Source organism: Streptomyces sparsogenes (genome assembly GCF_001704635.1).
Lineage (GTDB): Bacteria > Actinomycetota > Actinomycetes > Streptomycetales > Streptomycetaceae > Streptomyces > Streptomyces sparsogenes.
This window is the reverse complement of sequence record NZ_MAXF01000088.1, coordinates 23657-48694: the sequence shown is the minus strand read 5'-3', so window position 1 is coordinate 48694 and position 25038 is coordinate 23657. Positions and strand designations below refer to the sequence as shown.

25 protein-coding genes are annotated in these 25038 nt (G+C 71.4%); 4 read left to right on the top strand and 21 right to left on the bottom strand.

Translation table 11 applies throughout. The features are described from left to right. Nucleotides 1-553: 553 nt before the first annotated feature. The 8 genes from BBH68_RS44260 to BBH68_RS17760 all read right to left on the bottom strand — a co-directional run bounded on the left by BBH68_RS44260 (nucleotide 554) and on the right by BBH68_RS17760 (nucleotide 4829). Complete coding sequence (locus BBH68_RS44260; RefSeq protein ID WP_342673136.1) at nucleotides 554-1024, bottom strand: Scr1 family TA system antitoxin-like transcriptional regulator; 471 nt, start codon at nucleotides 1022-1024, stop codon at nucleotides 554-556. Then, a complete protein-coding gene (locus BBH68_RS44255; protein ID WP_342673135.1) occupies nucleotides 951-1283 on the bottom strand; it encodes a helix-turn-helix domain-containing protein in 333 nt (110 codons plus the stop codon). The genes BBH68_RS44260 and BBH68_RS44255 overlap by 74 nt, the downstream gene beginning before the upstream one ends. Beyond that, a complete protein-coding gene (locus BBH68_RS17785; RefSeq protein ID WP_065963578.1) occupies nucleotides 1280-1792 on the bottom strand; it encodes a DUF6879 family protein in 513 nt (170 codons plus the stop codon). Before BBH68_RS17785 ends, BBH68_RS44255 begins: the two co-directional genes overlap by 4 nt. Then, nucleotides 1776-1988, bottom strand: coding sequence for a hypothetical protein (locus tag BBH68_RS17780; RefSeq protein ID WP_065963577.1), 213 nt, complete (start codon nucleotides 1986-1988; stop codon nucleotides 1776-1778). Before BBH68_RS17780 ends, BBH68_RS17785 begins: the two co-directional genes overlap by 17 nt. Nucleotides 1989-2183: 195 nt before the next feature. Then, nucleotides 2184-3017 carry a helix-turn-helix domain-containing protein gene (locus BBH68_RS17775; RefSeq protein ID WP_076970820.1) on the bottom strand — a complete coding sequence of 278 codons (834 nt, stop codon included), beginning with the start codon at nucleotides 3015-3017 and terminating at the stop codon, nucleotides 2184-2186. Further along, a complete protein-coding gene (locus tag BBH68_RS17770) occupies nucleotides 3007-3531 on the bottom strand; it encodes a DUF6879 family protein (protein WP_065963571.1) in 525 nt (174 codons plus the stop codon). Before BBH68_RS17770 ends, BBH68_RS17775 begins: the two co-directional genes overlap by 11 nt. Continuing rightward, on the bottom strand, nucleotides 3515-3727 hold the full coding sequence (locus tag BBH68_RS17765; RefSeq protein ID WP_065963569.1) for a hypothetical protein: 213 nt from the start codon (nucleotides 3725-3727) through the stop codon (nucleotides 3515-3517). Before BBH68_RS17765 ends, BBH68_RS17770 begins: the two co-directional genes overlap by 17 nt. Nucleotides 3728-3911: 184 nt before the next feature. Further along, a complete protein-coding gene (locus BBH68_RS17760) occupies nucleotides 3912-4829 on the bottom strand; it encodes a sigma-70 family RNA polymerase sigma factor (RefSeq protein ID WP_065963567.1) in 918 nt (305 codons plus the stop codon). 82 nt (nucleotides 4830-4911) lie between these two features. On the opposite strand from BBH68_RS17760, the gene BBH68_RS17755 reads away from it, so the two are divergent. Further along, a complete protein-coding gene (locus tag BBH68_RS17755) occupies nucleotides 4912-5361 on the top strand; it encodes a carboxymuconolactone decarboxylase family protein (RefSeq protein WP_065963565.1) in 450 nt (149 codons plus the stop codon). 27 nt (nucleotides 5362-5388) lie between these two features. Here the strand turns inward: BBH68_RS17755 and BBH68_RS17750 are convergent, their stop codons facing one another. From BBH68_RS17750 to BBH68_RS17725, 6 genes are all read right to left on the bottom strand, one after another. Next, the gene (locus tag BBH68_RS17750; protein ID WP_065963563.1) at nucleotides 5389-6609 is read right to left on the bottom strand and encodes a serine hydrolase domain-containing protein; all 1221 of its coding nucleotides are present in this window, start codon (nucleotides 6607-6609) and stop codon (nucleotides 5389-5391) included. A gap of 71 nt (nucleotides 6610-6680) precedes the next feature. After that, complete coding sequence (locus tag BBH68_RS17745) at nucleotides 6681-7457, bottom strand: energy-coupling factor ABC transporter ATP-binding protein (RefSeq protein ID WP_065963561.1); 777 nt, start codon at nucleotides 7455-7457, stop codon at nucleotides 6681-6683. Continuing rightward, nucleotides 7454-8218 (bottom strand): cobalt ECF transporter T component CbiQ, encoded by a 765-nt coding sequence (cbiQ, locus tag BBH68_RS17740; RefSeq protein WP_065963560.1) that lies wholly within the window; start codon nucleotides 8216-8218, stop codon nucleotides 7454-7456. The genes BBH68_RS17745 and cbiQ overlap by 4 nt, the downstream gene beginning before the upstream one ends. Nucleotide 8219: 1 nt before the next feature. After that, nucleotides 8220-9755, bottom strand: a complete 1536-nt coding sequence (locus tag BBH68_RS17735; protein WP_065963558.1) for an energy-coupling factor ABC transporter permease — start codon at nucleotides 9753-9755, stop codon at nucleotides 8220-8222. A gap of 266 nt (nucleotides 9756-10021) precedes the next feature. After that, nucleotides 10022-12298: an MMPL family transporter gene (locus tag BBH68_RS17730; protein WP_065963557.1), complete on the bottom strand. Its 2277-nt coding sequence runs from the start codon at nucleotides 12296-12298 to the stop codon at nucleotides 10022-10024. Nucleotides 12299-12427: 129 nt separating this feature from the next. Then, nucleotides 12428-13078 (bottom strand): TetR/AcrR family transcriptional regulator, encoded by a 651-nt coding sequence (locus BBH68_RS17725; protein ID WP_065963555.1) that lies wholly within the window; start codon nucleotides 13076-13078, stop codon nucleotides 12428-12430. A 162-nt stretch (nucleotides 13079-13240) separates the two neighbouring features. On the opposite strand from BBH68_RS17725, the gene BBH68_RS17720 reads away from it, so the two are divergent. Then, a complete protein-coding gene (locus BBH68_RS17720) occupies nucleotides 13241-16582 on the top strand; it encodes a S41 family peptidase (RefSeq protein WP_065963553.1) in 3342 nt (1113 codons plus the stop codon). Between the two features lie 108 nt (nucleotides 16583-16690). Here BBH68_RS17720 and BBH68_RS17715 read toward each other — a convergent pair whose 3' ends face one another. The 4 genes from BBH68_RS17715 to BBH68_RS17700 form a co-directional block, all read right to left on the bottom strand. Further along, nucleotides 16691-16888, bottom strand: a complete 198-nt coding sequence (locus BBH68_RS17715) for a hypothetical protein (protein ID WP_065963551.1) — start codon at nucleotides 16886-16888, stop codon at nucleotides 16691-16693. 85 nt (nucleotides 16889-16973) lie between these two features. Next, on the bottom strand, nucleotides 16974-17882 hold the full coding sequence (locus tag BBH68_RS17710; RefSeq protein WP_065963549.1) for an SDR family oxidoreductase: 909 nt from the start codon (nucleotides 17880-17882) through the stop codon (nucleotides 16974-16976). Beyond that, nucleotides 17879-18862: an alpha/beta fold hydrolase gene (locus BBH68_RS17705; protein ID WP_065963547.1), complete on the bottom strand. Its 984-nt coding sequence runs from the start codon at nucleotides 18860-18862 to the stop codon at nucleotides 17879-17881. The genes BBH68_RS17710 and BBH68_RS17705 overlap by 4 nt, the downstream gene beginning before the upstream one ends. Beyond that, nucleotides 18859-20481 carry a flavin-containing monooxygenase gene (locus tag BBH68_RS17700; RefSeq protein ID WP_065963545.1) on the bottom strand — a complete coding sequence of 541 codons (1623 nt, stop codon included), beginning with the start codon at nucleotides 20479-20481 and terminating at the stop codon, nucleotides 18859-18861. Before BBH68_RS17700 ends, BBH68_RS17705 begins: the two co-directional genes overlap by 4 nt. Before the next feature lie 145 nt (nucleotides 20482-20626). Here BBH68_RS17700 and BBH68_RS17695 point away from each other — a divergent pair, with 145 nt between their 5' ends. Together BBH68_RS17695 and BBH68_RS44500 are read left to right on the top strand one after the other, a co-directional pair. Further along, nucleotides 20627-21436, top strand: coding sequence for a MerR family transcriptional regulator (locus BBH68_RS17695; RefSeq protein ID WP_065963541.1), 810 nt, complete (start codon nucleotides 20627-20629; stop codon nucleotides 21434-21436). A gap of 131 nt (nucleotides 21437-21567) precedes the next feature. Continuing rightward, the gene (locus tag BBH68_RS44500) at nucleotides 21568-21834 is read left to right on the top strand and encodes an NmrA family NAD(P)-binding protein (protein WP_065963539.1); all 267 of its coding nucleotides are present in this window, start codon (nucleotides 21568-21570) and stop codon (nucleotides 21832-21834) included. Between the two features lie 6 nt (nucleotides 21835-21840). Here the strand turns inward: BBH68_RS44500 and BBH68_RS17685 are convergent, their stop codons facing one another. From BBH68_RS17685 to BBH68_RS17670, 3 genes are all read right to left on the bottom strand, one after another. Further along, nucleotides 21841-23511, bottom strand: coding sequence for an immunity 49 family protein (locus BBH68_RS17685; RefSeq protein WP_425428820.1), 1671 nt, complete (start codon nucleotides 23509-23511; stop codon nucleotides 21841-21843). A 404-nt stretch (nucleotides 23512-23915) separates the two neighbouring features. Next, complete coding sequence (locus tag BBH68_RS17675) at nucleotides 23916-24275, bottom strand: hypothetical protein (RefSeq protein WP_065963532.1); 360 nt, start codon at nucleotides 24273-24275, stop codon at nucleotides 23916-23918. 254 nt (nucleotides 24276-24529) lie between these two features. Beyond that, complete coding sequence (locus BBH68_RS17670; RefSeq protein ID WP_065963530.1) at nucleotides 24530-24865, bottom strand: hypothetical protein; 336 nt, start codon at nucleotides 24863-24865, stop codon at nucleotides 24530-24532. Nucleotides 24866-25038 lie beyond the last annotated feature (173 nt).

The following is a 25038-nucleotide window of genomic DNA, read 5'->3' as shown; positions in this document are numbered from 1 at the left end:
CGACATGACATCACACAGACCCGCTGGCCACAGACCTAAACCGGTGACCCGCGAAGTCCGGGGCTAGTCAGCTCAGGCGTGCGAGGGGCCCCGGCAACCAGACCGTCGCCGGGGCCCAGGGACGCCCCAGCTCTACTCGCCATCCCCTCCCTGCGGAGCGGGGTCGCGAGGGGCCTCGGGAGGAATGGGTCCTCCGTCGTGCTTCCCTCCGTCGGCCTGCGCGGTCGCCAGGTCACGCGGGTGCGGGAACGGGACTCCGCGCCACCCTTCCGCGTCGGGCGTGCGCGTCTCGTACGAATCGACGGCCGCAGCGCTCATCCACCAACCTCCTCTTTTCTTTCGCGATGGGCCATGCCGCCGCACCGTCGATGCACGATGGTGCCGCCCACGCATTGACGGCATGGCATTTTGAACGTGTGGGGACACGTCCGGCAGTCGAAGAACCCGAAGAGGTGTGGCTCATCGCCCGCCCCTTCGGGAATTCTTGGTCGTATATCCAAGGTAGCGGCGGGCGCTGCGTGAGCCTGTCAGTATTCCCGTTGTCGACTAAAGATCATGAACGGCAAGCAGAGGACCACGCGGACATCTGCTCCCTGACCTGTTCCCCGAAAAGCGCATACCCCTCCAGGGCGGAGAACAGGTCAAGGTGTTCGGCAATATCTCTGGGACCTCTCAGGATCACGACTCCGGTAGTGGTTTCCACAGTGGTGAGCACATCGTCATAGATCGTGAATGTTTCCATCGGAGCTATGGGCATGTGCCCTCTTACGGGGATCACCCCGAGCCTCACGCTGGACAGATACGTAATGGAAACCAGATGGCCAATTTGTATGGCCATTGCGGCGGGAGGAACAAGGGGCCACCTGACGGCTTGCTCTGTGAGGATGAACGTGAACCGCTTCGTGGTGTCGTGCAGAACTTCCTGACGTTCCAGCTTCTTCGTTATGACCTTACGCGTGTCCACGATGGAATGAGCGAGGCTGGCCCGGATGTATTCCGGAGTCGAGAGAAGACCCGTAATCATCGACGGTGTTTGCCAGCCTGGCCAATGCTGTGACCTCAGCGATCACCTCGGCCGAGGCATCGACCGCACGAAGGATCCGGTTCACGTCAAGGAGACTGGGTTGTACCTTGCCATTCTCGATCCGGCTGATTTTGGATTGAGACATGTTGCAACGCAGAGCGAGCCGGTCTCCGGAGAGGCCGGCTCGCTTGCGTAGCTCTTTCAGCAGGGCAGCGAGTTCCTGCTTGGGCTGCCCTGGCTGCTCAGGCTCGAACGTCACCCGTTCACGTACTCCAGGAACGGGACGGACTCGGCAATGGCGATCCGCTTCCATTGCCTATATGGTTCCGGGTCCCCGTCGTAAAGTTCCCGATTGATCTGAGTTCCGTCAGCGCGGTAGTTCATCAGGACGACTTTGGATTCGTCGAACATCCAGAAATCCTGACCAGGCAGTCCCGGGTTCTCCCTGTCGGTGAGATCGAGAATGCGGATGTCCTCTCCGGCTTTGACGTGGTGCCGGTAGTAGTACTCGAACTCGAACTGGAGGTAGTCCGAGAGGGGACGGGTCACGACGTGAACCCTGCCGACACCCTTGCCCTCACTCGCCCACTTCCGTATCTCGCCCATCCAGCGCGAGGTGTAGTTGTCGGGCGATTTCTCTCCGGCAAGAAATCGCTCGAACTTCTCCGCTTCCTGCGGCATGGTGTAGACGGGCAGTGTTTCAAGCCGCCACGCCTCTCGCTTCATGGAATCGAAGCAGTCGTTCCACGCCTCACCATCCAAGAGCACGGACGGCCTCCCTCAGAACGTGCTCGGGGATCTTCACCAGCGCCTCACCGGCCGGCGGCTGGAACGCGGCGCACCGCTCCCCCTGGACGACGATTCCGCCGTCCGCCTCATCGCGGTAGACGTTCGGGCAGTCCTTCTCTCCGCAGTCACCGGTGCCCGTGCCGGTGAGCCGGGTGAGCGCCGCACGTTCAGACATTCCAGACCCCCTCGCTCCGGCCCTGTTTGGACCGACTGACCACGACGGTAGAGGAAGCGTGACGAACGCGTCCATGCGCACTCGGGACTATGCCCGTTGTTGCATAAACCCGCGTAAGGCCGGGTCGCCAACCGCCTGGGCTGCCAACTGCTTTGTGTGCGGTCCTATCATCAGCCCGCAAGGCCGATCCGCCCCTCATGCGCGGTAGGAAGCGGCCCATTCCCCGAGCACGTTCCTTGCCTCCTCTCCGAAGAGCGCGTAACGCTCATACAGGTCGAACACTGCCAGGTGTTCCGCGATGTCCCTGGCGTCCTGAAACACGATGCGCCCTGTGAAAGTCTCGACTGTCGCCAAGCGCTGGTCGTAGACCGTGAAGGTATTCATGGGGCCTCGACTTACGGCGGCACCGAAGGGGATCACGCCGATACGCACATTCGGCAAATGGGACAGCGACACAAGGCGGTCGATCTGTATGGCCATTGCCGCCCGGGGAACCACAGTCCACCTGACGGCTTGCTCTGTCAGCAGGAAGGTAAAGCACTTAGTGGTGTCATACAGGACCGCCTGCCGATCCAGCTTTCTTGCCACTGTCTTGGAGATGTCGACCGGCGAGTGCTCAAGACTGGCCTTGATGTATTCAGGCGTGGCCAGGAGCCCGGTCACCATCGCAGGCAGGAAATACCGGAGTGTCTTGGCCTCCGCTTCGAGGCCGGCCAGCTCTGCCTGGCGCTTCTCCAGACCCCTACGCCACGATGCCCGTTTGCCTTGCCATTCGGTGTTGGCAAGCCTTGCAAGGGCCATCGCCTCCGCGACGAGCTCCATGGGGGCGTCAAGAGCTCTCAGCATGAGTTCAACGTCGATAAGGCTTGGGGCAATCCGGCCGGTCTCGATGTTGCTCAGCTTGGTCTGAGACATATTGCAGCGCCTAGCGAGCCAGACCTGGGTTCGGTTGGCTCGCTTGCGTAGCGTACGAAGTGTTTCTGCCAGGTCAGCTTTCGACTGGCCTAGCTGCCCCGGATCAAAGGTCAAGGCCCTTCACGTACTCCTCGAAGGGCACGGCGTGCTTCAGGGCGATCCGCTTCCATTCTCGGTAGGGAGCGGGGTCTCCCTCGTACACCTCGCGGTTGATCTGGGTGCCGTCCGGACGGAAGTTGAGATGGGCGATACGGGTCCCGTCGAACATCCACCAGTCCTGGCCGGTGATGGGCAAGCCATGGTCATCGTGGGTGACATCCAGGACGCGGATGTCCTCACCAGCCTTGACGTTGCCGGGGATACCCCACGCGAATTGGTACCGCTGGTAGTCGGTGAGCGGCCGGCGCACGATGCGGACACGTCCAATGCTGCGGCCCGAGCTGACGTATCCCCTCACTCGCTCATGCCATCGCGCATTGTGGTTCGGGGGCTTTCCTTCACCCCGCAGGAAGCGGGCTACGTTCTCCTGTTCCTTGGGCATGGTGTACGTGGGCTGTGCCTCGAACCGCCATGCCTCCCGTTCGAAGGCATCGAAGAACTCGCGCCAACCATCACCATCCAAGAGCACGAACAGCCTCCCTCAGAACGTGCTCGGGAATCTTCACCAGCACCTCACCAGCGGGAGGCTGGAACGCTTCGCACTGGTCGCCCTGGATGACGATGCCGCCATCGGTCTCGTCTCGGTAGACGTTCGGGCAATCGTCGTCGTCGCAGTGAGGCCCGTCGGCATTGCCGGTGAGACGGGTCAGATCGCTTCGCGTCATGGTGCCCCCTTCGTGCGCAGACTGATCCCCGCTACCTGGACGACGCTAGGTCGGCTGTCCGGACCTCGTCCACGACACAGCGCCAATATTCGCGTACTCGGGTAGATGATCACGGCTCCGCCCGGCGTAACGCAACGCCCCTGCCAAGGTGTGGCGATCGCACTCGCCAGGCTCGTGGCCGTCATCAACATGGCTTGGGGCGGCTCGTAGGAGCGGCAGCACGAGGGGAAGGGCTCGGCAGGTCCATCGCCGCAAGCTTGGCCGGGTCGATCACAATCGCGATACGGGTGATCCGGGCTTCGGTGACGGTGAACGCCACGACCGAGAGGGGGGAGCCGTCCTCGCGCCATGCCGCGATTCCGGGCAGGCCGCCCACGAGCACCGCCCGCCCCCGCACGGCCGCGTTGGCGGAGAGCCGGGCGCCGGCGGCGACCTCGGTCGCGCCCAGGGTGACGAACACGCCGTCGGGGGTGTCGACGGTCAGCTTCACCTCGGGGTCGAGCACGCGCAGCAGCCCTTCGAAGTCGCCGTGGCGGGCCGCCGCCAGGAAGGCCTGGACCACCTCGCGCTGCTCCCGCCCGACGGCCGGCGGCTGTTTCGTCGCGCGCACCTTCCTGCGGGCGCGGCTGGCGAGCATCTTGGTGGCGGCGGTGGACTTGCCGAGGATCTGGCCGATTTCGTCGAACGGCACCGCGAACAGGTCGTGCAGCACGAAGGCCAGGCGCTCGCTCGGCCTGAGGGAGTCGAGGACGACGAGGAGCGCGAGCCCGACCGAGTCGGCGAGGGCCGCGTCGTCCTCCGGGGTGGCGCCGTCGTCGATCGTCACGACGAGGTCGGGCAGCCGGTCGTCATAGGAGGCCTGGGGACGGGACTGGCGCGAGCGCAGGACGTCGAGGCTGATGCGGCCGACGACCGTGGTCAGCCAGCCGGCGAGGTTGTGGATGGCCGCCGCGTCCTGGCCGGAGAGCCGCAGCCATGCCTCCTGGACCACGTCCTCGGCGTCGGCGTGCGAGCCGAGCATGCGGTGGGCGACCGCGCGCAGCCGGTCGCGCTGAGCCTCGAACGCCTCGGCCACCGGGTCCGTCGGGCTGGGGTCGGACATGTTGTTACCTTCCTCGGATCCGCTCCGTCATGGGGATGACGTGCCCGGTCGGGCACAGGTAACCGATGAAGGGGCGAGACCGATGGAAGCACGCATGAAGAGCGCGGCGAATCCCGATGTGACCACCGCGATTCAGCATCTTTTCAAGGCGATTCACGCCGGTGGCGTCGACCCGCGCCTGCTGGAGCTGGTCCACCTTCGGGCCAGCCAGATCAACGGCTGCAGCCCGTGCGTATACGCGGGGGTCCAGTCGGCGAAGAAGCGCGGGGAGACCGAGGAGCGGCTGCACAACGTGGTCGCGTGGCGTGAGACGCCGTTCTTCTCCGAGGAGGAGCGGGCGGCGCTCGAACTGGCGGAGGCCGCCACCCGGATCCAGGACGGCGCGCCGGGGGTGACCGACGAGATCTGGGACGCCGCGGCCCGCCGTTTCAGCGAGGAGCAGTTGTCCGCGATCACCCTGGAGATCGCGCTCACCAACTTCTTCAACCGGATCAACCGCACGATCCGGGAGCAGGCCGGCAAGACCTGGTGAGCCTCACCTCCAAGCGGCGGCTGAGCCTCACGTGAGAGCGGCCCGCAGCGCCCGCACCAGCGCCTGCGCGCGGGGGTCGGCGGTGACGCCGCGCTGCATGCCGTTGGTGACGTAGCCGAAGGCGACGCCCGAGTCGGGGTCGGCGAAGGCGAGGGAGCCGCCGCGGCCCGGGTGGCCGAAGGAGCCCGGGCCGAGGAGCGGGGAGGCGGGGCCGTGCAGCATGTAGCCGAGGCCGAAGCGGGTGCCGACGACCAGCACCTCGTCCGGCCCCGCCGACTCCTCCGTACGGGCCAGGGTCAGCGTGGCGGGCGCGAAGAGGCGGCCGCCGGACCGCAGGGGGCCCGCCGAGGGCAGCGGGCCGATCAGCGCCGCGTAGAAGCGGGCCAGGGCATCGGCCGTGGCGACGCCGCCCGAGGCGGGCAGCTCGGCCTCCAGATAGGCGGGGTCGTTCTCGTCGGGCAGGGGGCTGATCGCCCCGAAGGCGCGCCGGGTGAGCGAGTCGGGGTTCTGGTAGGCCTCGGTGACCGACCGCTTGGGCCGCAGCCGCGGGCCCTGCGAGGCGGGCGCCGGCGGGGCCTCCACCGGGCCGATCCGGCCGACGCGGCCGCGCTGTTCGCGGGGCAGCCCGAGCCACAGGTCGAGGCCGAGCGGCCGGGCTATCTCCTCGGCTATCCAGCGCCCGATCGTCCGCCCGGTGACCCGCCGGACCAGCTCGCCGATCAGCCAGCTGTACGTATGCGCGTGGTAGCCGTGGGCGGTGCCCGGCTCCCATACGGGCCGCTGCGCGGCGACCGCGCGCGGACCGTGGAAGCCGTCGATGGCCTGGACGGGGGCCAGCGGGGTGTCCAGCACGGGCACCCCGGCGCGGTGGCTGAGCAGATGCCGCACCAGCACCCGCTCCTTGCCGTTCGCCTTGAACTCCGGCCAGTACGTGCCGACCCGGCCGTCCAGGTCGAGCTGGCCGCGCTGGTGGAGCAGCAGCGGCACCGCGGCGGCGATGCCCTTGGTGACGGACCGGACGACCTGGGCGGTGTCCTGGGCCCACGGCTCGCCGCCGGCCCCGTCCCCGCCGGCCCCGTCCGCGCCTCCCTCGACGTCCTTCGTGCCGGCCCACAGATCGACGACCTTGTGGCCCTCCCGGTACACGGCCACCGCCGCGCCCCGCTCGCCGCGCCGGGCGAAGTTGTCCACGAAGGCGTCCCGGACCGGTTCGAATCCGTCGGCCACCGTGCCCTGGACGTCCACCACTGATCCGTACTCCCACCATGCCGAGGGCGATGCGTGCTTCCCCCCATGGTGCAACGCCCCCGCCGGAAACCTCAGACCGGGGCCGTCACCGAGCGGGGGTCGAAACCGAAGGGCAACTCGAGTCGATGTTCCCGCATCAGGGCCTCGTCGCACAGCAGGTCCTGGGTACGGCCGTCGGCCGCGATCACCCCGCCGCTGAGCACCACGGAGCGCGGGCACAGCTCCAGCGCGTACGGCAGGTCGTGGGTGACCATCAGCACCGTCACGTCCAAGGACCGCAGGATGTCCGCCAGTTCGCGGCGTGAGGCAGGGTCCAGGTTGGAGGACGGCTCGTCCAGCACCAGGATCTCCGGCTCCATGGCCAGGACGGTGGCGACCGCCACGCGCCGCCGCTGCCCGAAGGAGAGGTGGTGCGGCGGGCGGTCGGCGAACTCCGCCATGCCCACCCGCTCCAGCGCCGCAGCGACCCGCCGCTCCAGCTCGGCGCCGCGCAGCCCGGCCGCGGCCGGTCCGAAGGCGACATCCTCGCGCACGGTCGGCATGAACAGCTGGTCGTCCGGGTCCTGGAACACGATGCCGACCCGGCGGCGGATCTCGGCCAGGTTCTGCTTGGCGACCGGCAGCCCGGCCACCTCCACCGACCCGGCGCCCGCGCCCAGGATGCCGTTGAGGTGCAGCACCAGGGTGGTCTTGCCCGCCCCGTTGGGTCCGAGCAGCGCCACCCGCTCCCCTCGGGCGACGGTCAGATCGACGCCGAAGAGGGCCTGGTGGCCGTCGGGATACGCGTAGGCCAGGCCCGACACCTGGAGGGAGGGCGGGGTGCTCTCGGCAGGAGTGGGGCCGGTCATATCAACATCCATCCGGTCAGGCAGACCACCAGCGCGGTCAGCGGGAGGGCCGCGGCGGACAGCCACTGCGCCCGGGTCGCCGTCATATCGTCGATCACCGGCATCGTGCCCGCATAGCCCCGGCTGACCATCGCCAGATGGACCCGCTCACCGCGCTCGTACGAGCGGATGAACAGCGCCCCCGCCGACTTGGCCAGCACGCCCCAGTGGCGCACGCCGCGCGCCTCGAAGCCCCGCGACTGGCGGGCGATCCGCATGCGGCGCATCTCGTCGGAGATGACGTCCCCGTAGCGGATCATGAACGACGCGATCTGGATCAGGAGAGGAGGCATCCGCAGCCGCTGGAGCCCCAGCAGCAGGGCGCGCAGCTCGGTCGTGGAGGCCAGCAGCACGGAAGCGGCGACCCCGAGCGTGCCCTTGGCCAGGATGTTCCAGGCGCCCCACAGGCCGGGGCGGCTCAGCTCCATCCCCAGCACCGCCACCCGCTCGCCGTCCGCGACGAACGGCATCAGCACGGCGAACGCCACGAACGGGATCTCGATCAGCAACCGCCGCAGCACATACCCCGCCGGGATCCGCGCCACGGCCGCGACGGCCGCCAGCGCCACCGCGTACGCCCCGAAGGCCCACACGGCCTCGCGCGGTGTGGACACGACGACCAGGACGAAGCACAGCACCGCGGCGATCTTGCACTGCGCGGGGAGGGCGTGCACGGGCGACCGGCCCTCCCGGTAGAGCTTGTGCGCATGGCCGGCGCCCATGTCAGGCCGTCTCCGAGTCGCGGCCGGAGGGGGTGGCGGGCGCGGGGGCGGCGGTTGCGGCGGCGGCTTCGGCCTTCTTGCTGCTGCGGCGGCGTACGACGACGAACAGCCCGGAGCCGACCGCGAGCGTCGCGCCGACCCCGATCACCCCGGCGAGGCCGCCGGAGAGCCGGGCGTCGGTGATGTCCTTGACGCCGTAGTCGGCGAGCGGGGAGTCCTTGGCGGCGTGGTCCTCGGCCTTCTTGTCGATGCCGTTGTCCTGGGCGACCTTCTCCAGCCCGTCGGGGCTGGCGGACGCGTAGAAGCTCACCACCCCGGCACACAGCACCGCCGCCGCGACCCCGACCGCCCACACCCGCCGCGTGGACCGCCGCGCGGTGTGAACCGCGGCCACCGGGGCCGCGGCGTCCGCGCCGGGGGTTTCGCCGGCGGTGGCCCCGGGCCGCGCCGCGTCGGCGCCGGCGTCCGCGCCGGTCGTGGGCGCGCCCGCCTCGCCGGCGGCCACCGCCGGGGCAGTCCCGGCCTCCGCCCGGTCGTGACCGTCCTCCGCACGCGCGGCAACCGCGCCGCCCTCCGGTGCCGTCCCGTCCTCGGCGCCGGACCGCGCCGGCGGCGAGGCGGCGTCCCGCTCCGGGGAAGCCGCCGGAGCCGCCCCGGGCGCCGGGAGGCCAGGGGCTGCGGGCGCGGGCGCCGCCAGGCCGGAGGTCGCGCCCGCGGGCGCCGCCAGGCCGGGGGTTGCCGGCGCGGCCACCGTGCTGGTGCGGATTTCCAGGGTGCGGGTCAGTCCCCGGGCGCCGTAGACCAGGTCGGGGCGTACGGCTACGACCGCGCCCACCGTCAGGGCGGTGATCGCGGCCTCGCCGATGCCGATCAGCAGATGCACACCGACCATGGCGGTGAAGACCTTGCCGAGCGAGACGTGGGCCGTGCCGCCGAGGGCGTAGATCGCGGTGAAGGCGACGGCCGCGGCGGGGACGGACACCAGCGCGGCGACGAAGGAGGCCACGGTCACCGAGCGGCGGCGCCGGGGGGTGAGCTTCAGGAGGCCGCGGAAGACGGCGTAGGCCACCACCGTGGTGACCACCGCCATGTCCGTGATGTTGACGCCGAGCGCGGTGAGGCCGCCGTCGGCGAAGAGGACGCCCTGCATGAGCAGGACCACGGAGACGCACAGGACGCCCGTGTACGGGCCGACGAGGATCGCCGCCAGCGCCCCGCCGAGCAGATGCCCGCTGGTCCCCGCCGCGACCGGGAAGTTCAGCATCTGTACGGCGAAGATGAACGCGGCCACGAGCCCGGCCAGCGGGGCGGTGCGCTCACCCATCGAGCCCACCGAGCCCACCGAACCGACCAAGCCCACCGAACCGACCGAACCGGACGAGGCACCCGAGGCGCCCGAGGCGACCGCGCCGGCCGCCGCTCCGTCCTCCCCCAGTTCGCGCCGGGCGCCGCGCAGGCTGACCGCGACCGCCACGGCCGCGATCGCGCCGGTCGCCACGGACACCGGGGCGTCGATGAATCCGTCGGGGACATGCATGACGGGGGCTCCGCTTCTGCGCCGGGGGTGTCCGCTTCATCCGCGGAATCCGTTAATCCGGTTGATCCGCTCGATGATGGTAACCCGTTATTGCAATCAATTCGCAAGAGCGCTCTACCCGCGAAAATCACCGCCCACACGCCGCCCAGCCCCCGCGTTCCCGCCCCGCCGCGCACCCCGCACACACGACGGCGGCCCTCCGCGCACTCGCGAAGGGCCGCCGCCGCACCGGGGCCGGGCTCTCACCCCCGGCCTCACCCCGGGACCTACACCCGGGTCAGATCCGCGTCGGAGTCCCGCACGTCCCGCGCGCCCCGCTCATCGCGGCCCGCCTCGGGGCCCGACCCGAGCTGCTTGCGCAGGCCCTCGCCCTCCACGTCCACGTTCGGCAGCGCCTTGTCGAGCCAGCGCGGCAGCCACCACGCGGACTTGCCGAGCAGGGCGAGCACCGCCGGGACGATGGCCATGCGGACGATGAACGCGTCGAAGAACACCGCGATGGCCAGGCCGAAGCCGATCATCTTCACCATCGACTCGGAGGAGCCGATGAATCCGGCGAAGACGCTGATCATGATGATCGCGGCCGCGGTCACCACCCGGGCGCCGTGCTTGAAGCCCGTGACGACGGCCTGGCCCGGCCGCTCGCCGTGGACGTACGCCTCGCGCATCCGGGTCACGAGGAAGACCTCGTAGTCCATCGCCAGGCCGAAGACCACGCCGATCATGAAGATCGGCATCATGCTCATGATCGGGCCGGGCTCCTCGACGTTGAACAGGCTTCCGCCCCAGCCCCACTGGAAGACCGCGACGACCGCGCCCAGCGCCGCCACGACGGACAGCAGGAAGCCGAGCGCCGCCTTGAGCGGCACCAGCAGCGACCGGAAGACGACCATCAGCAGCAGGAAGGCCAGGCCGACGACCAGCCCCAGGTAGGGCAGCAGGGCGTCGTTGAGCTTCTGCGAGATGTCGATGTTCATCGCCGTCTGGCCGGTCACCAGCACCTCGGCGCCGGTCCCGGCCTTGAGGGACGCGGCCTTGTCGCGGATGTGGTGCACCACGTCCTCGGTGTCCACGCTGCTCGGCTTGTACTTGGAGATGACCGTCAGGGTCGCGGTGTCGCCGTCCTTGTTGATGAACTGCGGCTTGCTGACCGCGGCGACGCCGTCCACGTCGTGGATGGTCTTGCGGACCTGCTCCGCGGCACCCTTGGGGTCGTCGCTGCCCTTGGCGTCGACCATCACCATCAGCGGCCCGTTCATGCCGGGGCCGAAGCCGTCGGAGATCAGGTCGTACGCCTTGCGCTTGGTGGTGTCGGTCGGCTGCGAGCCGTCGTCGGGCAGGCCGAGCTCCAGGCTCGCCGCGGGGAGCGCGGCGGCGCCCAGCCCCAGCACACCCACCAGCAGCACCACGATCGGGCGGCGCAGCACGAACCGGGCCCAGCGGGTGCCCGCGTTGGGCTTCTCCTCGCCCTGGGCCTGACCCGCCTGGCCCTCCGCGCCCTGCTCGGCGGCCTTGGCGGCCTTGCGGGCCTTGCGGCTGACCACCTTGCTGCCCGCGAAGCCGAGCAGCGCGGGGATGAGGGTGATCGCGATGAGGACGGCGATCACCACCGTGCCCGCCGCGGCGAAGCCCATCTTGGACAGCACCGGGATGTTGACGACCGCGAGGCCGGCCAGGGCGATGACGACAGTGAGCCCGGCGAAGACCACCGCGGAGCCCGCGGTGCCCACCGCGCGCCCGGCGGCCTCCTCCCGCTCCTGCCCCTCGGCCAGTTCGGCCCGGTAGCGGGAGACGATGAACAGCGCGTAGTCGATGCCGACCGCGAGGCCGATCATCATCGCCAGCGTCGAGGTGGTGCTGGACAGCCCGAGAGTGGTGGCGAGGGCGGTGATCGACGAGATGCCGATGCCGACCCCGATGATCGCGGTGAGCAGCGGGAGTCCGGCGGCGACCAGGGAGCCGAAGGTGATGAGGAGGACGACCGCCGAGATCGCGATGCCGATGACCTCGGTGGCGCCGGTCTCGGGCATCTGCTCCAGCGCGTCACCGCCGATCTCGACCGTCAGCCCCGAGTCGCGGGCCTCCTGGCCCGCCTCCTTGAGGGCGTCCCGGGTCTTGTCGTGCAGCTCCATGGCGCTGACCTTGTAGGAGGTCAGGATGTACGCCGTGTCGCCCTTCTTGCTGACCGCGCCCGTCTTGTAGGGGTCGGCGACCGAGGCGACCTCGTCGGAGCCGGACTTGAGCTCGCGGACGGTCTTCTCGACCGCGGCCTTGTTGGCCTTGTCGGTCATCTTCTCGCCGTCCGGCGCGTGGAAGACCACGCGCGCGGTGGCGCCCTGGGGGTTGCCGCCCGGGGATCGCTGCTCCAGCAGGTCGAAGGCCTTCTGGGCCTCCGTGCCGGGAATGGAGAAGTTGTCGTTGGCCGGCGGCGAGGCGGTGGCGGCCCCGACACCGGCGACCGCGAGGAGCGCCACCCATATGAGGGCGACGAACCGGCGTCGCCGGAAGGCGAATCGGCCGAGTTTGTAGAGGAACGTGGCCACGAGGAGAGGTGCTCCCGTCGAGTAGGCGTTACTGGCAGGGGTGGGGAACCAGACGGCGACGAGAGCGGCGCGCCGGCTGGAGCTCTATGGGGTTGTGGGTGGTGCGGGGGGAGTGGGGGGAGGGGTGCCTCAGAGGAAGGCCGGGGAGGCCGGGGAGGCCGGAGAGGCTGGGGAGGCCGGGGAGGCCGGGGACGGCACGCCGAGTGCGGGGAGGATCACGGCGTCGATGTAGTCGAAGAGGTAGGCCATGTCCGCCTCCTTGGCCTCGACCAGGGGCCGGGTGGTGAAGGCGCCCACCAGCATGTGCACGGTGTAGTGGAGGGCGGGGCGGTCCGGGGCGACCTCCCCGCGCTCGACGGCCCGCCCGAGCACCTTCTCGAAGGCGGCGAGTTCGTGCTCGACCATCAGTTCACGCAGCGCCTCGAGCAGATCGGGGTTGTGGTGGACGGCGAGGGCCAGCCCGCGCAGCAGGGCCGCGTCGCGCTCCCGGGCCTCGTCGCCGCACCGCACCATCTCGCGCAGGTCGCCGCGCAGCGAGCCGGTGTCGATGTCGTCGAGCGAGACGGGCTTGGAGTGGCGCAGCGCGGTGGCGACGAGCTGCGGCTTGCCCTTCCACTGCCGGTAGAGCGTGGCCTTGCTGGAGTGGGTACGGGCCGCGACGGCGTCCATGGTGAGCGCGTCGTAGCCGACCTCGGTGAGCAGGTCCATGACGGCTTCGTACAGCTCGCTCTCCCGTTCGGGGGACAGCCTGCTGCGGCGTCGGTCCACTGCCTGCATCATGCCCTCCTTCCCGAACATGCGAGCGCACGAACGAAACGGTTTCGTACACCACAAGGGTACGCCCAGTTCGGCGGAGCATCGCGCGAAACGGGCCCGTTTCGGTCGTGGGATGCGTCACAAGACCGAGTTGCCCCGAACGGGTGGTCCCGGAAGGATGGTCAGGTGAGTGATGGTCTGTCGAACACCCGGGGCCCGGCCGCCGGCGCTTATCTCCGATTCCCGCATCTGCACGACGACTTGCTCTGTTTCGCCGCCGAGGACGACCTGTGGGTCGCGCCGCTGCCCGCGCCCGGCGAGCCCCCCGGGCGGGCCTGGCGGCTGACGGTCGACCGGACCCGGGTGGGGCACCCGCGCTTCTCCCCCGACGGCTCCCACATCGCCTACACGACCTGGCGCAGCCTCGACCCGGAGATCCATCTCGTCCCGGTCGACGGCGGCCCGGCGCGCCGGCTGACGTACTGGGGCGGCATCGACGCCCGGGTCTGCGGCTGGACGCCCCCCGACCAGGACGGCGCCTCCCAGATCCTGGCCGTCTCCTCCCACGGCCAGCCGTTCTCGTACTTCTCCTGGGCCTACAGCCTGCCCACCGACGGCAGCCCCGGCGGACAGCTGCCCTGGGGCCCGGTCTCCGGCATCGCGGTCGCCGACTTCGACGGCGAGCGCCGCACCCTGCTGCTGACCGGCACTCCCCCGCACGAGCCCGCCTCCTGGAAGCGCTACCGGGGCGGCGCGACGGGCCGGCTGTGGCTGCACGGCACGCGCCTGGTGCCGGAGCTGAACGGGCACCTGGACTCGCCCATGTTCGTCGCGGGCCGGATCGCCTTCCTCTCCGACCACGAGGGCATCGGCAACCTCTACTCCTGTCTGCCCGACGGCTCGGACCTGCGGCGCCACACCGACCACGCCGACTTCTACGCCCGGCACGCCTCGACCGACGGCTCGCGCGTCGTCTACCAGTGCGCCGGCGATCTGTGGCTGGTGGACGACCTGGGCCCGCGCGCCGAGCCGCGCCGTCTCGACGTGCGGCTCGGCGGGGCGCGCACCGGGCGGCGCCCGTACCAGGTCCCGGCCTCCTCCCACATCAACGGCCTCTCGGTGGACACCACGGGCCGGGCGAGCGCGGTGTGCGTACGGGGCAGCCTGTACTGGCTGACCCACCGGGACGGCCCCGCCAGGACCCTCGCCGACACCCCCGGGGTGCGGGTGCGGCTGCCGGAGATGCTGGGCGACAGCGGGCGGGTGGCGTATGTGACGGACGCCGGGGGCGAGGACGCCGTCGAGATCGCGTACCTGCCGCGCGCGAGCGGCCCGGAGGAGCGGCGGCGGCTGGCCTCGGGCCGGCTCGGACGGGTGCGCGAGATGGTCGCGTCGCCGGACGGCACCCGGCTCGCGGTGGCCTCGCACGACGGGCGGCTGCTGCTGATCGACACCTCGCCGGAAGCCGGCACGCCCGAGGGCGGCAAGGAGGGCGGCGACGAGGGCGGCGACGAGGTCAGCGAGCTGATCCGGTCGGTGAACGGCCCGGTGCGCGAGCTGGCCTTCTCCCCCGACTCCGGCTGGCTGGCCTGGTCGCACCCCGGCATCGGCCGCACCCTGCGCCAGATAAAGATCGCACGGCTCTCGGACCGGACGGTCGTGGACGTGACCAGCGGGCGGTTCGAGGACGAGGAGCCGGTCTTCACGCGCGACGGCCGGTATCTGGCGTTCCTGTCCTGGCGCGGCTTCGACCCGGTCTACGACGTGCACACCGGCGACCTGTCCTTCCCGCTCGGCTGCCGCCCCTACCTCGTACCGCTGTCCTCCGCCACCCCCTCCCCCTTCGCGCTCTCCCCCGAGGGCCGCCCGGCCGCGGGCGGCCTCGACCTGGACGGCGAGGGCGAGGGGGACACCGAGGGCACGGTCACGATCGAGGTGGAGGGGCTGTCCAGCCGGGTCACTGCCTTCCCGGTGGCCGCCTCCAAGTACTCGGGCCTGCGCCCGGTCAGCGGCGGCGGGCTGGTGTGGCTGCGCTGGCCCATCTCCGGCGCGCTCGGCGAGACCTTCGCCAACCCGGCCGAGACCTCCTCCCGCCCCACCCTCGAACACTTCGACCTGGTCAAGGCCAAGCGCACCGAACTCACCGGCGAGCTGGACTGGTTCGAGGTCAGCGGCGACGGCACCCGCCTGGTGGTCAACGACGACGGCGATCTGCGGGCGGTGCCCGCCACCGAGAGCGCCGACAGCGACTCGACCGTCCACATCGACATGCGGCGGATCCAGCACACCGTGGACCCGGCCGCCGAGTGGCGGCAGGCGTACGACGAGGCGGGCCGGATCACCCGCGCCTACTACTGGGAGCCCGGCATGTGCGGCGTCGACTGGGACGCGGCGCTCGCCCAGTACCGCCCCCTGGTCGAACGGGTCGCCTCCCCCGACGAGTTCGCCGATCTGCTGCGCGAGGTCCAGGGCGAACTCGGCACCTCCCACGCGTATGTCATCCCGGCCCGCCGCAACGAGGGCCCGGGCCACTACCAGCGCCCCATCGGACTGCTCGGCGCCAACTTCGCGCGCACCAAGGACGGCGCCTGGATCGTCTCCCGCATCCTGCCCGGCGAGTCCTCCGACTCCCGGGCACGCTCGCCGCTCGCCGGCACCGGGATCCGCGACGGCGCCACACTCACCCATGTCGACGGCCGCCCGGTGGACCCGGTGGCCGGCCCCTACCCGCTGCTCACCGCCGCCGGCGGCACCACGGTCGAGCTCACCTTCCTGCCCGCCGACGGGGAGGGCCCGCCGCGCCGGGTCGCGGTGCAGCCGCTCATCGACGACCGGCCGCTGCGCTACCAGGACTGGGTGGCCAAGCGGCGCGCGGTGGTGCGCGAGCTGAGCGACGGGCGGTGCGGCTATCTGCACATCCCCGACATGGGCGGCTCCGGCTGGGCCCAGTTCAACCGCGATGTGCGCCGCGAGATGTCGTTCCCGGCGCTGATCGTGGACGTACGGGGCAACGCGGGCGGCAACATCAGCGAGCTGGTCGTCGAGAAGCTCACCCGCGTCATCATGGGCTGGGACCTCACCCGCCACGCCCAGCCCGTCTCGTACACCAGCAACGCGCCGCGCGGGCCGATCGTCGCGGTCGCCGACGAGATGACCTCCTCCGACGGCGACATGATCACCGCGGCCTTCAAGATCCAGGGCATCGGCCCGGTGGTGGGCCTGCGCACCTGGGGCGGCGTCGTCGGCATGACCGGTCACCACGAGCTGGGGGACGGCACCTCGATCACGGTGCCGATGAACGCGGCCTGGTTCGACGCGTACGGGTGGGGGGTCGAGAACTACGGCGTGGAGCCGGACATCGAGGCGCCGCGCTCGCCGCTGGACTGGGCGGAGGGCCGCCACCCGCAGCTCGGGGTCGCGGTGCGCACGGCGCTCGACCTGCTGGAGCGGCACCCGGCCGCGACGCCACCGGACTACTCGGACGTGCCGGACCTGCGGCGCCCGAAGCTGCCGCCGAGAAGCGGCTGAGCCCCGATCCCACCCGCGTAGATCCCACCCGCGTACGAGACAGGGCGTACGCGGGTGGGGCGCGTCCGCGAACCGGACGCGCCCCTGGGCCCCGCCGAGGTCACATGGTCACATGTCCTCGAAGGGCTCCTGGTCCTCGATGCCCTCTTCCCGCTCCCGGGCCGGGCGCCCGCCGGTCTCGCGCGGCGGCTGCTCGCGCCGGGGCTGCTGCGACTGCCGGCCGGGCCGCGCCTCCTCGGTCCGGTCGCCCTGCGCCTTGCGCCTGCTCTGCCGGGCCTTCTCGTTGAACTGGTCCTTGCTGGCCATCGGTGTCACTCCTCAGGGGGTGGCGGAGGATGGGCCCGACCAGCGTGACATGCGGGGACGTACGCCGCATTTCGACCATGGGCTCTCATGGGCGCTCGCTCCGCGCCTTGTCGCCACGCGCCTTGTCATCCGCCTCGCCGCCCGCGCCCACCAGCCCGGTACGCCGCTCGCGCGTCGCCGCGAGCCGTTGCTCGTAGCGGCGCATGTCGCGCTGCGCGAGGGTGCCGATCAGCACGGGCAGGACGCCCCGCACCGGCTGCATGCCGCGCAGCCACCACTGCCCGTACACATGTGTCGCCCGGCGCTCGATCCCGGCCACCAGCCGGTCGGTGGCCGGGCCGAGCGGGCAGGTGCGGTTGACGGGCCAGGGCAGCCTGCCCCGCAGCTCCCGCAGCACGTCGTCCCGCTCGAAGCCGCGCACCATGTCGGTGTCGGTGAAGCTGAGGTAGGCCACGCCGACCCGTACCCCGCGATGGCCCACCTCGGCGCGCAGACAGTGCGCGTACGCCTCGACCCCGGACTTGGACGCGCAGTACGCGGACATCATCGGCGCGGGCGTGATCGCGGCGAGCGAGGCGATCTGCAGCAGATAGCCACGGCTCTCCAGCAGCGCGGGCAGGAACGCGCGGGCGGTCGTGGCGCTGCCCAGCAGATTGACCTCGATGACGCGCCGCCAGGCCGCCTCGTCGGTGTCCGGGAACGGACCGGCCTGGGCCACCCCGGCGTTGGCGACGACGATGTCCACCCCGCCGAAGCGCTCGGCGACCTCCCCGGCCACCCGGGCCATCGCCTCGTGGTCGGTGACATCGGCGTGCCAGTACGCGGCCTCGGTGCCGAGGCCCGCCGCCACCCGCCGCAGCCCGTCGGGCTCCAGCCCGACCAGCGCCAGCCTCGCCCCGCGCGCGGACAGCTTGCGCGCGAGCGACTCCCCCACGCCCCGCGCCGCGCCCGTCACGACGGCGACCCTGCCTTCCAGACTCCCGCGCGCACTCATGTCGTCGGCTCCTTGGTTGTCCCGGTCCCGGCCCCGCCTGTCCGCTCTACGTCCTGCCCTGCTGCCTCCCGCCCGTACGTCGCCACCAGGTCGCGGATCACCCGGCTCACCGCCGCCGGGTCCTCGAGGGGTGCCATGTGCCCGAGCCCGTCGAGTTCCGTGAGGCCCGCGCAGCGGGGCAGCCGGGCCGCCAGCGAGCGGGCGTGTTCCGGCGGGGTCAGCCGGTCGGCGGTGCCGGCGAGGACGGCGGTCGGCAGGGCCAGCCGCCCCACCTCCGCTTCGAGGTCCAGCTCGCCGATGACCCGCGCCCACGCGGCCCGCACCGCCCTGGGGCAGGCGTGCACGATGCCCGCGCAGGCCGCCACCAGCGCGGGGTCGGCCGCCGGGCCCATCGTCACGTACTTCAGCAGCCGTTTGGACAGCGGCGTGACCGGCCCGAACGGCGCGCTGGAGCCCAGCAGGGCGCCCTGCACCCGGGTGCGCAGGCGCTCGCCGCGCAGCGGCACGACCCGGCCCCGGGCGGTCAGCCGGGAGGCGCCGGTGTTGCACAGCAGCGCGGCCGCCGCGCGCTCGCGCAGCTGCGGCCGGTCGGCGGCCGCCATCAGCGTCATGCCGCCCATGGAGTGACCCACCACGACGGCCCGCTCCCCGGCCGCGAGCGTCTGCTCCAGCACCGCCGCCAGGTCGTCGGCGAGCGCGTGGGTGCTGTAGCCGCCGGGGCCGACGGCCGGGCTGCGGCCGTGGCCGCGCTGGTCGTAGAGGACGATCCGGTGATCGGCGGCCAGCTCGCGGACGACGGGGGCCCAGAAGGCGGTCGAGCAGGTCCAGCCGTGCACCAGCACGACGGCCGGGGCGCCGTCGGGGCCGTGCAGCTCGGCGTGCAGGCGGGAGCCGTCGGCGGAGACGACGGACAGTTCGCTCACGGCGGTGGGCGGCGCGTACGGCCCCGTGGCGAGGAGCCGCGCAGGGCGGCGCCTCACCACGCCCTCCGCCCCGCGCCGGAACCCGCGCCCACCGCACCCGAGCCCGTGCCCGTGCCCGAGCCCGTCTCCGCGTCCGCGTCCGCGTCTAGCGCGGTGTCCCGCGCGGTGTCGGGTGGTGCCTCCCGCTCCGGCCTCAGCACCCGGTACTCGGTCACGTCCACCCGCCGCGTGGCCCTGCGGAACTCCGTCGTGGTCCCCGGCCACACCGTCGTATTGAGCCCGTCCTGCAAGTACCAGCTGTCGCAGCCGCCCACGTTCCACACCGAACGGCTCAGCCGCTCCCGCATCCGGTCGGTCCAGGCGCGCACCGCCGAGGGCCGCGCGTCCAGCGCGACCTTTCCGCCCGCGCCGGCGCCCAGCACGTCCAACTGCCGCATGAAGTCGACCAGATACGCGAGCTGTGCCTCGATGACGAGGATCATCGAGCTGGTCCCCAGGCCCGTGTTGGGCCCGATGATGGTCAGGAAGTTCGGGAAGCCCGCCGCGCTCGTCCCGCGCAGCGCCGCCATGCCGTCCCGCCACTCCTCGGCGAGCGTGGTCCCGTACGCCCCGGTCACCCGCCGCGCGATCGGCATGTCGGTCACGTGGAAGCCGGTGCCGAAGATGATCGCGTCGGCCTCGGTCTCGGTGCCGTCGGCGGCCACGAGCGTGGAGCCGCGCACCTCCTTCAGCCCGGCCGCGACGACATCGACGTGCGGCTGGGCCAGCGCCGGGTAGTAGTCGCCGGACAGCAGGACACGCTTGCAGCCGAGCCGGTAGTCGGGGGTCAGCCGCGCCCGCAGGGCCGGGTCGTCGATGGCCCGCCGCATGTGGCGCAGGGCCACCCGCTCCACCAGCCGCAGCGCGTCGGGCCGCTTGGTGAAGGCGCCCGTCTGGAGCTCCCGGACCGCCCACAGCGCCGCCCGCCGCAGCGCGCGGGTCGCCGGGACCTTGGTGTGCAGCCACTGTTCGGCCGCCGAGATACGGCGGTCCATGCGCGGCAGCACCCAGGCCGGGGTGCGCTGGAAGAGGGTCAGCCGGGCCACCTCCCGCTGGATGGCGGGCACGATCTGGATGGCGGAGGCGCCGGTGCCGATCACCGCGACCCGCTTGCCGCGCAGGTCGTAGCCGTGGTCCCAGCGGGAGGAGTGGAAGACCGCGCCGGGGAAGCCGGCCAGGCCGGGGATGTCGGGGATCCTCGGGTCGGACAGCGGCCCGGTGGCGCTGACCACGACATCGGCGGTCAGCGGGCCCGACGCGGTGTCGATCTCCCAGTGCAGCGCCCGCGAGTCCCAGCGCAGGGCCCGCACCTCGGCGTCGAAGCGGAGGTGCGGCCGCAGGCCGAACGTGTCGGTGACCCGCTCCAGATACGCGCGGATGTGCGGCTGCCCGGAGAAGTTGCGCGGCCACTCGGGGTTGGGCGCGAAGGAGAAGGAGTACAGGTGGGAGGGCACGTCGCAGGCGCAGCCCGGATAGGTGTTGTCCCGCCAGGTGCCTCCGACCGCCCCGGCCCGCTCCAGGACCACGAAGTCGGTGATCCCCGCCCGGCGCAGCCGCACGGCCGCCCCAAGACCGCCGAAGCCGGCTCCGATCACCGCCACCCGTACGTGCTCTCGCGTCAGTTCAGCGCCAGTCATGTGGCCGCCTCCCACAACACTCGGAACCGTGCCAGCAATTACTGGCACAGTTGGAGGGTAGGACAGGGAGCTACCGAGCGGTAGGGGCCGGACGGAGGGAAGTTACCGGCGGTTCGGGCGCGCCGGCGCGGCATAGGCTGCCGAGGTGGCGACAAGCGAAGACCCCAAAGCGCCGGACGGGCCGGAACCGGACAGCCCGGCCGGGCCGGAACCAAGCGGCCCGGAGCGGAACCGTGAATACCGCATCGCGGAACTGGCCGAGGAGGCCGGGATCACCGTGCGCACCCTGCGCTTCTACCGGGAGCGCAAGCTCATCCCGCCGCCGCGCCGCGAGGGCCGCATCGCCTGGTACAACGACCACCACCTGGCCCGGCTCCGGACGATCGCGGCCCTCCTGGAGCGCGGCCACACCCTCGGCGGCATCGCCGAACTCCTCGCCGCCTTCGACGGCGGCGCCCGCGACGTCGCCGAACTCCTCGGCGTGCGGCCCGCCCCCATCCCCGTCCCCGCCTGGTCCGAGGAGACCCCCGTCCGGCTCACCCCGGAGGCCCTGGCCGACTACTTCCGGGGCGAGGCGACGCCGGAGAACCTGGCCGCCTCGCTCGACCTCGGCTATCTCGCGGTGGACGGCGACCAGTTGGTCCACGTCAGCCGCCGTCTGCTGGACGTCTCCCGCGATCTGGTCGACCGGGGTCTGCCGCTGGCCGCCGTCCTGGAGGCGGCCCGCGACCTGCGCCGCCATGTGGACGCGATCGCCGAGGTGTTCGCCACCCTCCTGCGCACCACGGTCCTGGCCGAGCCCCCGTCCCGGATCGGCGAGACGCTGGAGGAGCTGCGGCCGATGGCCAAGGGCGTGGTGGACGCCGAGCTGTCGATGGCCATGGACCGCCGTATCCGCGCCGAACTCGCGGCCTGGGCCGGCGACCCGGACCGGCGGCGGCCGACCGAGCCGTGACGGTATCCGTCACCTCCCGCCCGCCCATGACGGTTTCCCGCGCCTCTCCCCCGCTGGGTGGCACCGCCCGTCCGGCCCGCCGATCGTGAAGCCACAGGCCACACCTCGGCGACACGCAAGGAGAGCAAGGGATGACCGCCACGACGATCCTCGTCACGGGGGCGACCGGCAATGTGGGGCGGCAGGTGGTGTCCCAACTCCTGGCCGGCCACCCCGGGCGGGTACGCGCGCTGACCTGCGACCCCGCCACCGCCGCCCTCCCCGGCAGACGCGCCTCCCCGGCCGTCAGCCCGGTGGTGGAGACCGTCACCGGCGCGCCGGCCCGCACCTACCGCTCCTGGGCGGCCGACCACGCCGCCGACCACGCCGCCGACTTCAGCGCCGACTTCAGCCGGTGAGCGACGTCAGCCGGTGAGCAGCCTCGGCGGCAGATACGGGGAGACGACCCGGATGGCCCAGCCCCGGCGGCGGGCGTGGCAGGCCAGGGCCAGGATGTCGAGGTTGATCGCCGCGTCGGAGTCCTCGGCGCGGTCGGCGACCTGGTAGTGGGCGCGGTGGGTTTCGAGGGCGTCGGCCAGGGCCAGGTTGAAGCTCTCCTCGTCGCCCTCGACCAACTGGGACAGCAGCACGGCGGGCGGCGGGAAGAACCCCCAGGTCCTGGCCTTCTCGCAGTCCTCCAGAGCGCGGTCCGTGGCCGGTTCGGGGTCCACGCCCCGCAGATAGTCGTGCAGCGCCCGGCGGTACGAGGCGAAGGCCGAGCCGTCCCCCTCCAGGCGGGCCGACCCGCTGAGGACGAGCACGGCGATCTCCTCCCGCCGGCCGCCGATCAGCGCGAAGTTCATGGCGGTGTGCCAGCTCCCCGGCCCCGCCCGGTCACCGTGGTAGGCGGGGTAGACGAGCGCCTCGCCGTCGATCGTCACCGCCACGTCGGTGCCGGGCTCGGCGAGCGCGGTGCGGAACAGCGCGGCGCCCAGCTCGGCGGCCAGGCGCAGATTGCCGATCTGCTGGTCCGTGACGTCGGCGGAGAGCGAGGCACGGGCCTTGAAGAGGATGTCCTGGTAGCCCATGGCGCTCGCCAGGTCCCCCGCGAAGAGCGGCTCCCCGCCCGCCGGAGCCAGGGCCTCCCTGGTGTACTTCTCGAACAGGGCCTCGCTCTCCGGGTGCACGGCCTTCGGATTCCCGGGCCGCTCGACCACCACCGGCCCGGCGGCCAGCGCCGCGACCGCGTCCGGGCGCCGGTTGCGGCCGTAACGCTCCACCCGTGGCCCGGCGGCCTCGAACCCGGTCACCAGCGCACGCGGCAGATACCCGCTGTCCACGGGCGGCTGCCAGCCCTCGCGACGACAAGCCAGCGCGGCCAGGGCCAGTGGGAGGAGCGGCAGCAGGGTGCGCGGCCTGGCGCCCGGGCCCGACATGGCGCGGTGCGCCAGCAGCAGCGCGGCCAGTTCCTCGCGGAAGGAATCCCGGTCCCCGACGGTCAGGGCGCGCAGCGCGCGCAGCGCGCCGGTCTGCGGCCGGCCGAGGAGCCCGCCGCCGCCCGCCCCGTCGAGGGCCCCGATCCGGGCGAGCGCGGCGTCGAGCGCGGCGAGCTTCTGCTCCCTGGACGGCGGGTAGTCCGCGTCGTCGTCCCCCGTGTCGCCGATGACATACGCCATGAAGCCGTTGACCAGCTCCACGTCGGGCCGCCCGGCCCCGCCCCGCTGAAGCGGGCCCCGGGCGAAGTGGAACGCCTCGCCGTGCCACTCCGCCTTGTCGGAGAGCACCGCCAGACAGAAGGCGTCGAGCCAGTGGCCCAGGGAGACGGACTCCGGGCCGCCCTCGGACCCGGAGTCGTAGCTCATCCCGAAGTTCACGTAGTCCAAGAAAACCTGGAAGTGGTGGCGCGGATAGTACGCGGCGTACGCCACGGCGCCGGCGGCGGCCTCGGTGGCGTTGTCGAGGAGGGCTTTGGCCTCGGGGGTGTCGAGGTCGGGGAACTCGACGGACAGCGCGCCCAGGCCGTCGAGGAACTCCTCGGAGATCAGCTCCCACTCGTAGGTGGTCATCCGGCCGGCCCTCGACATGGAGTGGACCATCGAACCGATCCTGTCGGCGAAGCCCTCCCGGGCCGCCGCAACCGCCGCCTCGCCCACCTGGTGTCGCTCTATCCGCACTGCCCCGCTCCCCGTTCACGCGTTCCGGCGTCAGCCTACGCGGGTACGGGAACGAGCGACGGCGCCGGGATTACAGAGGCCAGGGGGTTGCCTGGACGATGTACAAGCGCTCCTGTCTTACGATCGTCAGGTACTGGAACATCCCTCCCGGCAGGACTTCCTCCTGCACACCGGGGGACTGCCCCTGGTAGGCGGAGCCGTCCAAGTAGAGAGCCGCTGCTGCGCGGACCAACTCATCCGCGCGTGCTTCGACCTGAGCGACGAAGGCGAGATTCGGCGTCTCACCGATGACGTGGTGGGCGTCTGGGTTGTACTCCCAGCCCCAGTCACCCATTGGCAACCTGGGCTCGTGCAGCCTGCATGATCTCCCGGATCTCGTCCATGGCCGCCTGCCACTTTGGGTCCTCTTTGTCAAGCGTCTGAGCAGCGTGCTCGGCAGCGTGCAGGCGCCGCGCTACGTCGGGAAACCGCTCGACCTCGATCACGGTGGCCCACTTGAGCTGAAACATGGCGATGGGCCCGAAGCTGTTGGACTGGGTGGCCATCGTGAAGACCGTGTCCCGCTCAGACGTCATCTCGGCGAGGCGGGAGGGCGCAACCTGCGCGAGTGCGGCACGCAGTGCGGGGAAGGTCTTCTCGGGTCTGGGGATGAGCGCCCCACCATCGTGAACCGGCTGCGTGGTCATGTGTCCTCTGCCCTCCAAGGGTGCCCCGATCACCGTACGGCAAGCGAGGGTGTCGGATAGGCCGGATGCACCCTTGGCGCGATTCAGTCATACCCAAAAGATCCGAAGTTTGCATTTCACCGCATGAGCGACATACCGCCGACCGGCGACCACAGCCAGCCCACTGCCGCGATGCAGGCTGGAACAGACCTGATCCGCCGCCCCCTGATACGAGGACTCCGCACCAAGGGGCGACAGATCCATTCGACACCGAATCACGCGACCTCGGCCCGCGTGAACGTGGCACCCGCCCCCGGGTCGAGCCACACCAGCCGTGCGGAGATCCCCTTACGGCGCCCGTAGTGCCACACCGCGCGCTCCGGCGAGCCGAGGGACATCGTCACCGCCCCGCCCATGCCGATCACATGCGCGCTGCCGTCGTCGTACGCCATTCCCCAGGCGGCGACGTGCGCGTCCGCGTGTTCCGTTTCCAGGTCGCATTCCTGGACCACGGCGAACATGCGGGGTGCGGTGTCGACGACGAGTTCGCACACCTCCTGGTCGAATTCGAACGCCGCTGAGCTGGGGTCTTGGGGGGATACGGTGGCCATGGAAGTCTCCTGTCAGGAGGAGGAGTTGGACAGGGCGGCCAACAGATCAGCAAGGGAACGCCCCGGCCAAGCGTGTGAGTTACACCATACGATTCGCGTTGAGCTACAGTCCATCACTCAAGTTCTTTACAGCCCAACACCCCTCGATCGGGTGATGGCTGATGTATGCGCGA

Coding starts and splice junctions, on each gene's coding strand:
- BBH68_RS17760 (WP_065963567.1), bottom strand. CDS start 4,829: ATGTCCGACCCCAGCCCGACGGACCCGGTGGCCGAGGCGTTCGAGGCT.
- BBH68_RS17710 (WP_065963549.1), bottom strand. CDS start 17,882: ATGAGTGCGCGCGGGAGTCTGGAAGGCAGGGTCGCCGTCGTGACGGGC.
- BBH68_RS17670 (WP_065963530.1), bottom strand. CDS start 24,865: ATGGCCACCGTATCCCCCCAAGACCCCAGCTCAGCGGCGTTCGAATTC.
- BBH68_RS17700 (WP_065963545.1), bottom strand. CDS start 20,481: ATGACTGGCGCTGAACTGACGCGAGAGCACGTACGGGTGGCGGTGATC.
- BBH68_RS17755 (WP_065963565.1), top strand. CDS start 4,912: ATGGAAGCACGCATGAAGAGCGCGGCGAATCCCGATGTGACCACCGCG.
- BBH68_RS17675 (WP_065963532.1), bottom strand. CDS start 24,275: ATGACCACGCAGCCGGTTCACGATGGTGGGGCGCTCATCCCCAGACCC.
- BBH68_RS17780 (WP_065963577.1), bottom strand. CDS start 1,988: ATGTCTGAACGTGCGGCGCTCACCCGGCTCACCGGCACGGGCACCGGT.
- cbiQ (WP_065963560.1), bottom strand. CDS start 8,218: ATGGGCGCCGGCCATGCGCACAAGCTCTACCGGGAGGGCCGGTCGCCC.
- BBH68_RS17685 (WP_425428820.1), bottom strand. CDS start 23,511: ATGGTCCACTCCATGTCGAGGGCCGGCCGGATGACCACCTACGAGTGG.
- BBH68_RS17725 (WP_065963555.1), bottom strand. CDS start 13,078: ATGATGCAGGCAGTGGACCGACGCCGCAGCAGGCTGTCCCCCGAACGG.
- BBH68_RS17745 (WP_065963561.1), bottom strand. CDS start 7,457: ATGACCGGCCCCACTCCTGCCGAGAGCACCCCGCCCTCCCTCCAGGTG.
- BBH68_RS17715 (WP_065963551.1), bottom strand. CDS start 16,888: ATGGCCAGCAAGGACCAGTTCAACGAGAAGGCCCGGCAGAGCAGGCGC.
- BBH68_RS44260 (WP_342673136.1), bottom strand. CDS start 1,024: ATGATTACGGGTCTTCTCTCGACTCCGGAATACATCCGGGCCAGCCTC.
- BBH68_RS17765 (WP_065963569.1), bottom strand. CDS start 3,727: ATGACGCGAAGCGATCTGACCCGTCTCACCGGCAATGCCGACGGGCCT.
- BBH68_RS44500 (WP_065963539.1), top strand. CDS start 21,568: ATGACCGCCACGACGATCCTCGTCACGGGGGCGACCGGCAATGTGGGG.
- BBH68_RS17735 (WP_065963558.1), bottom strand. CDS start 9,755: ATGCATGTCCCCGACGGATTCATCGACGCCCCGGTGTCCGTGGCGACC.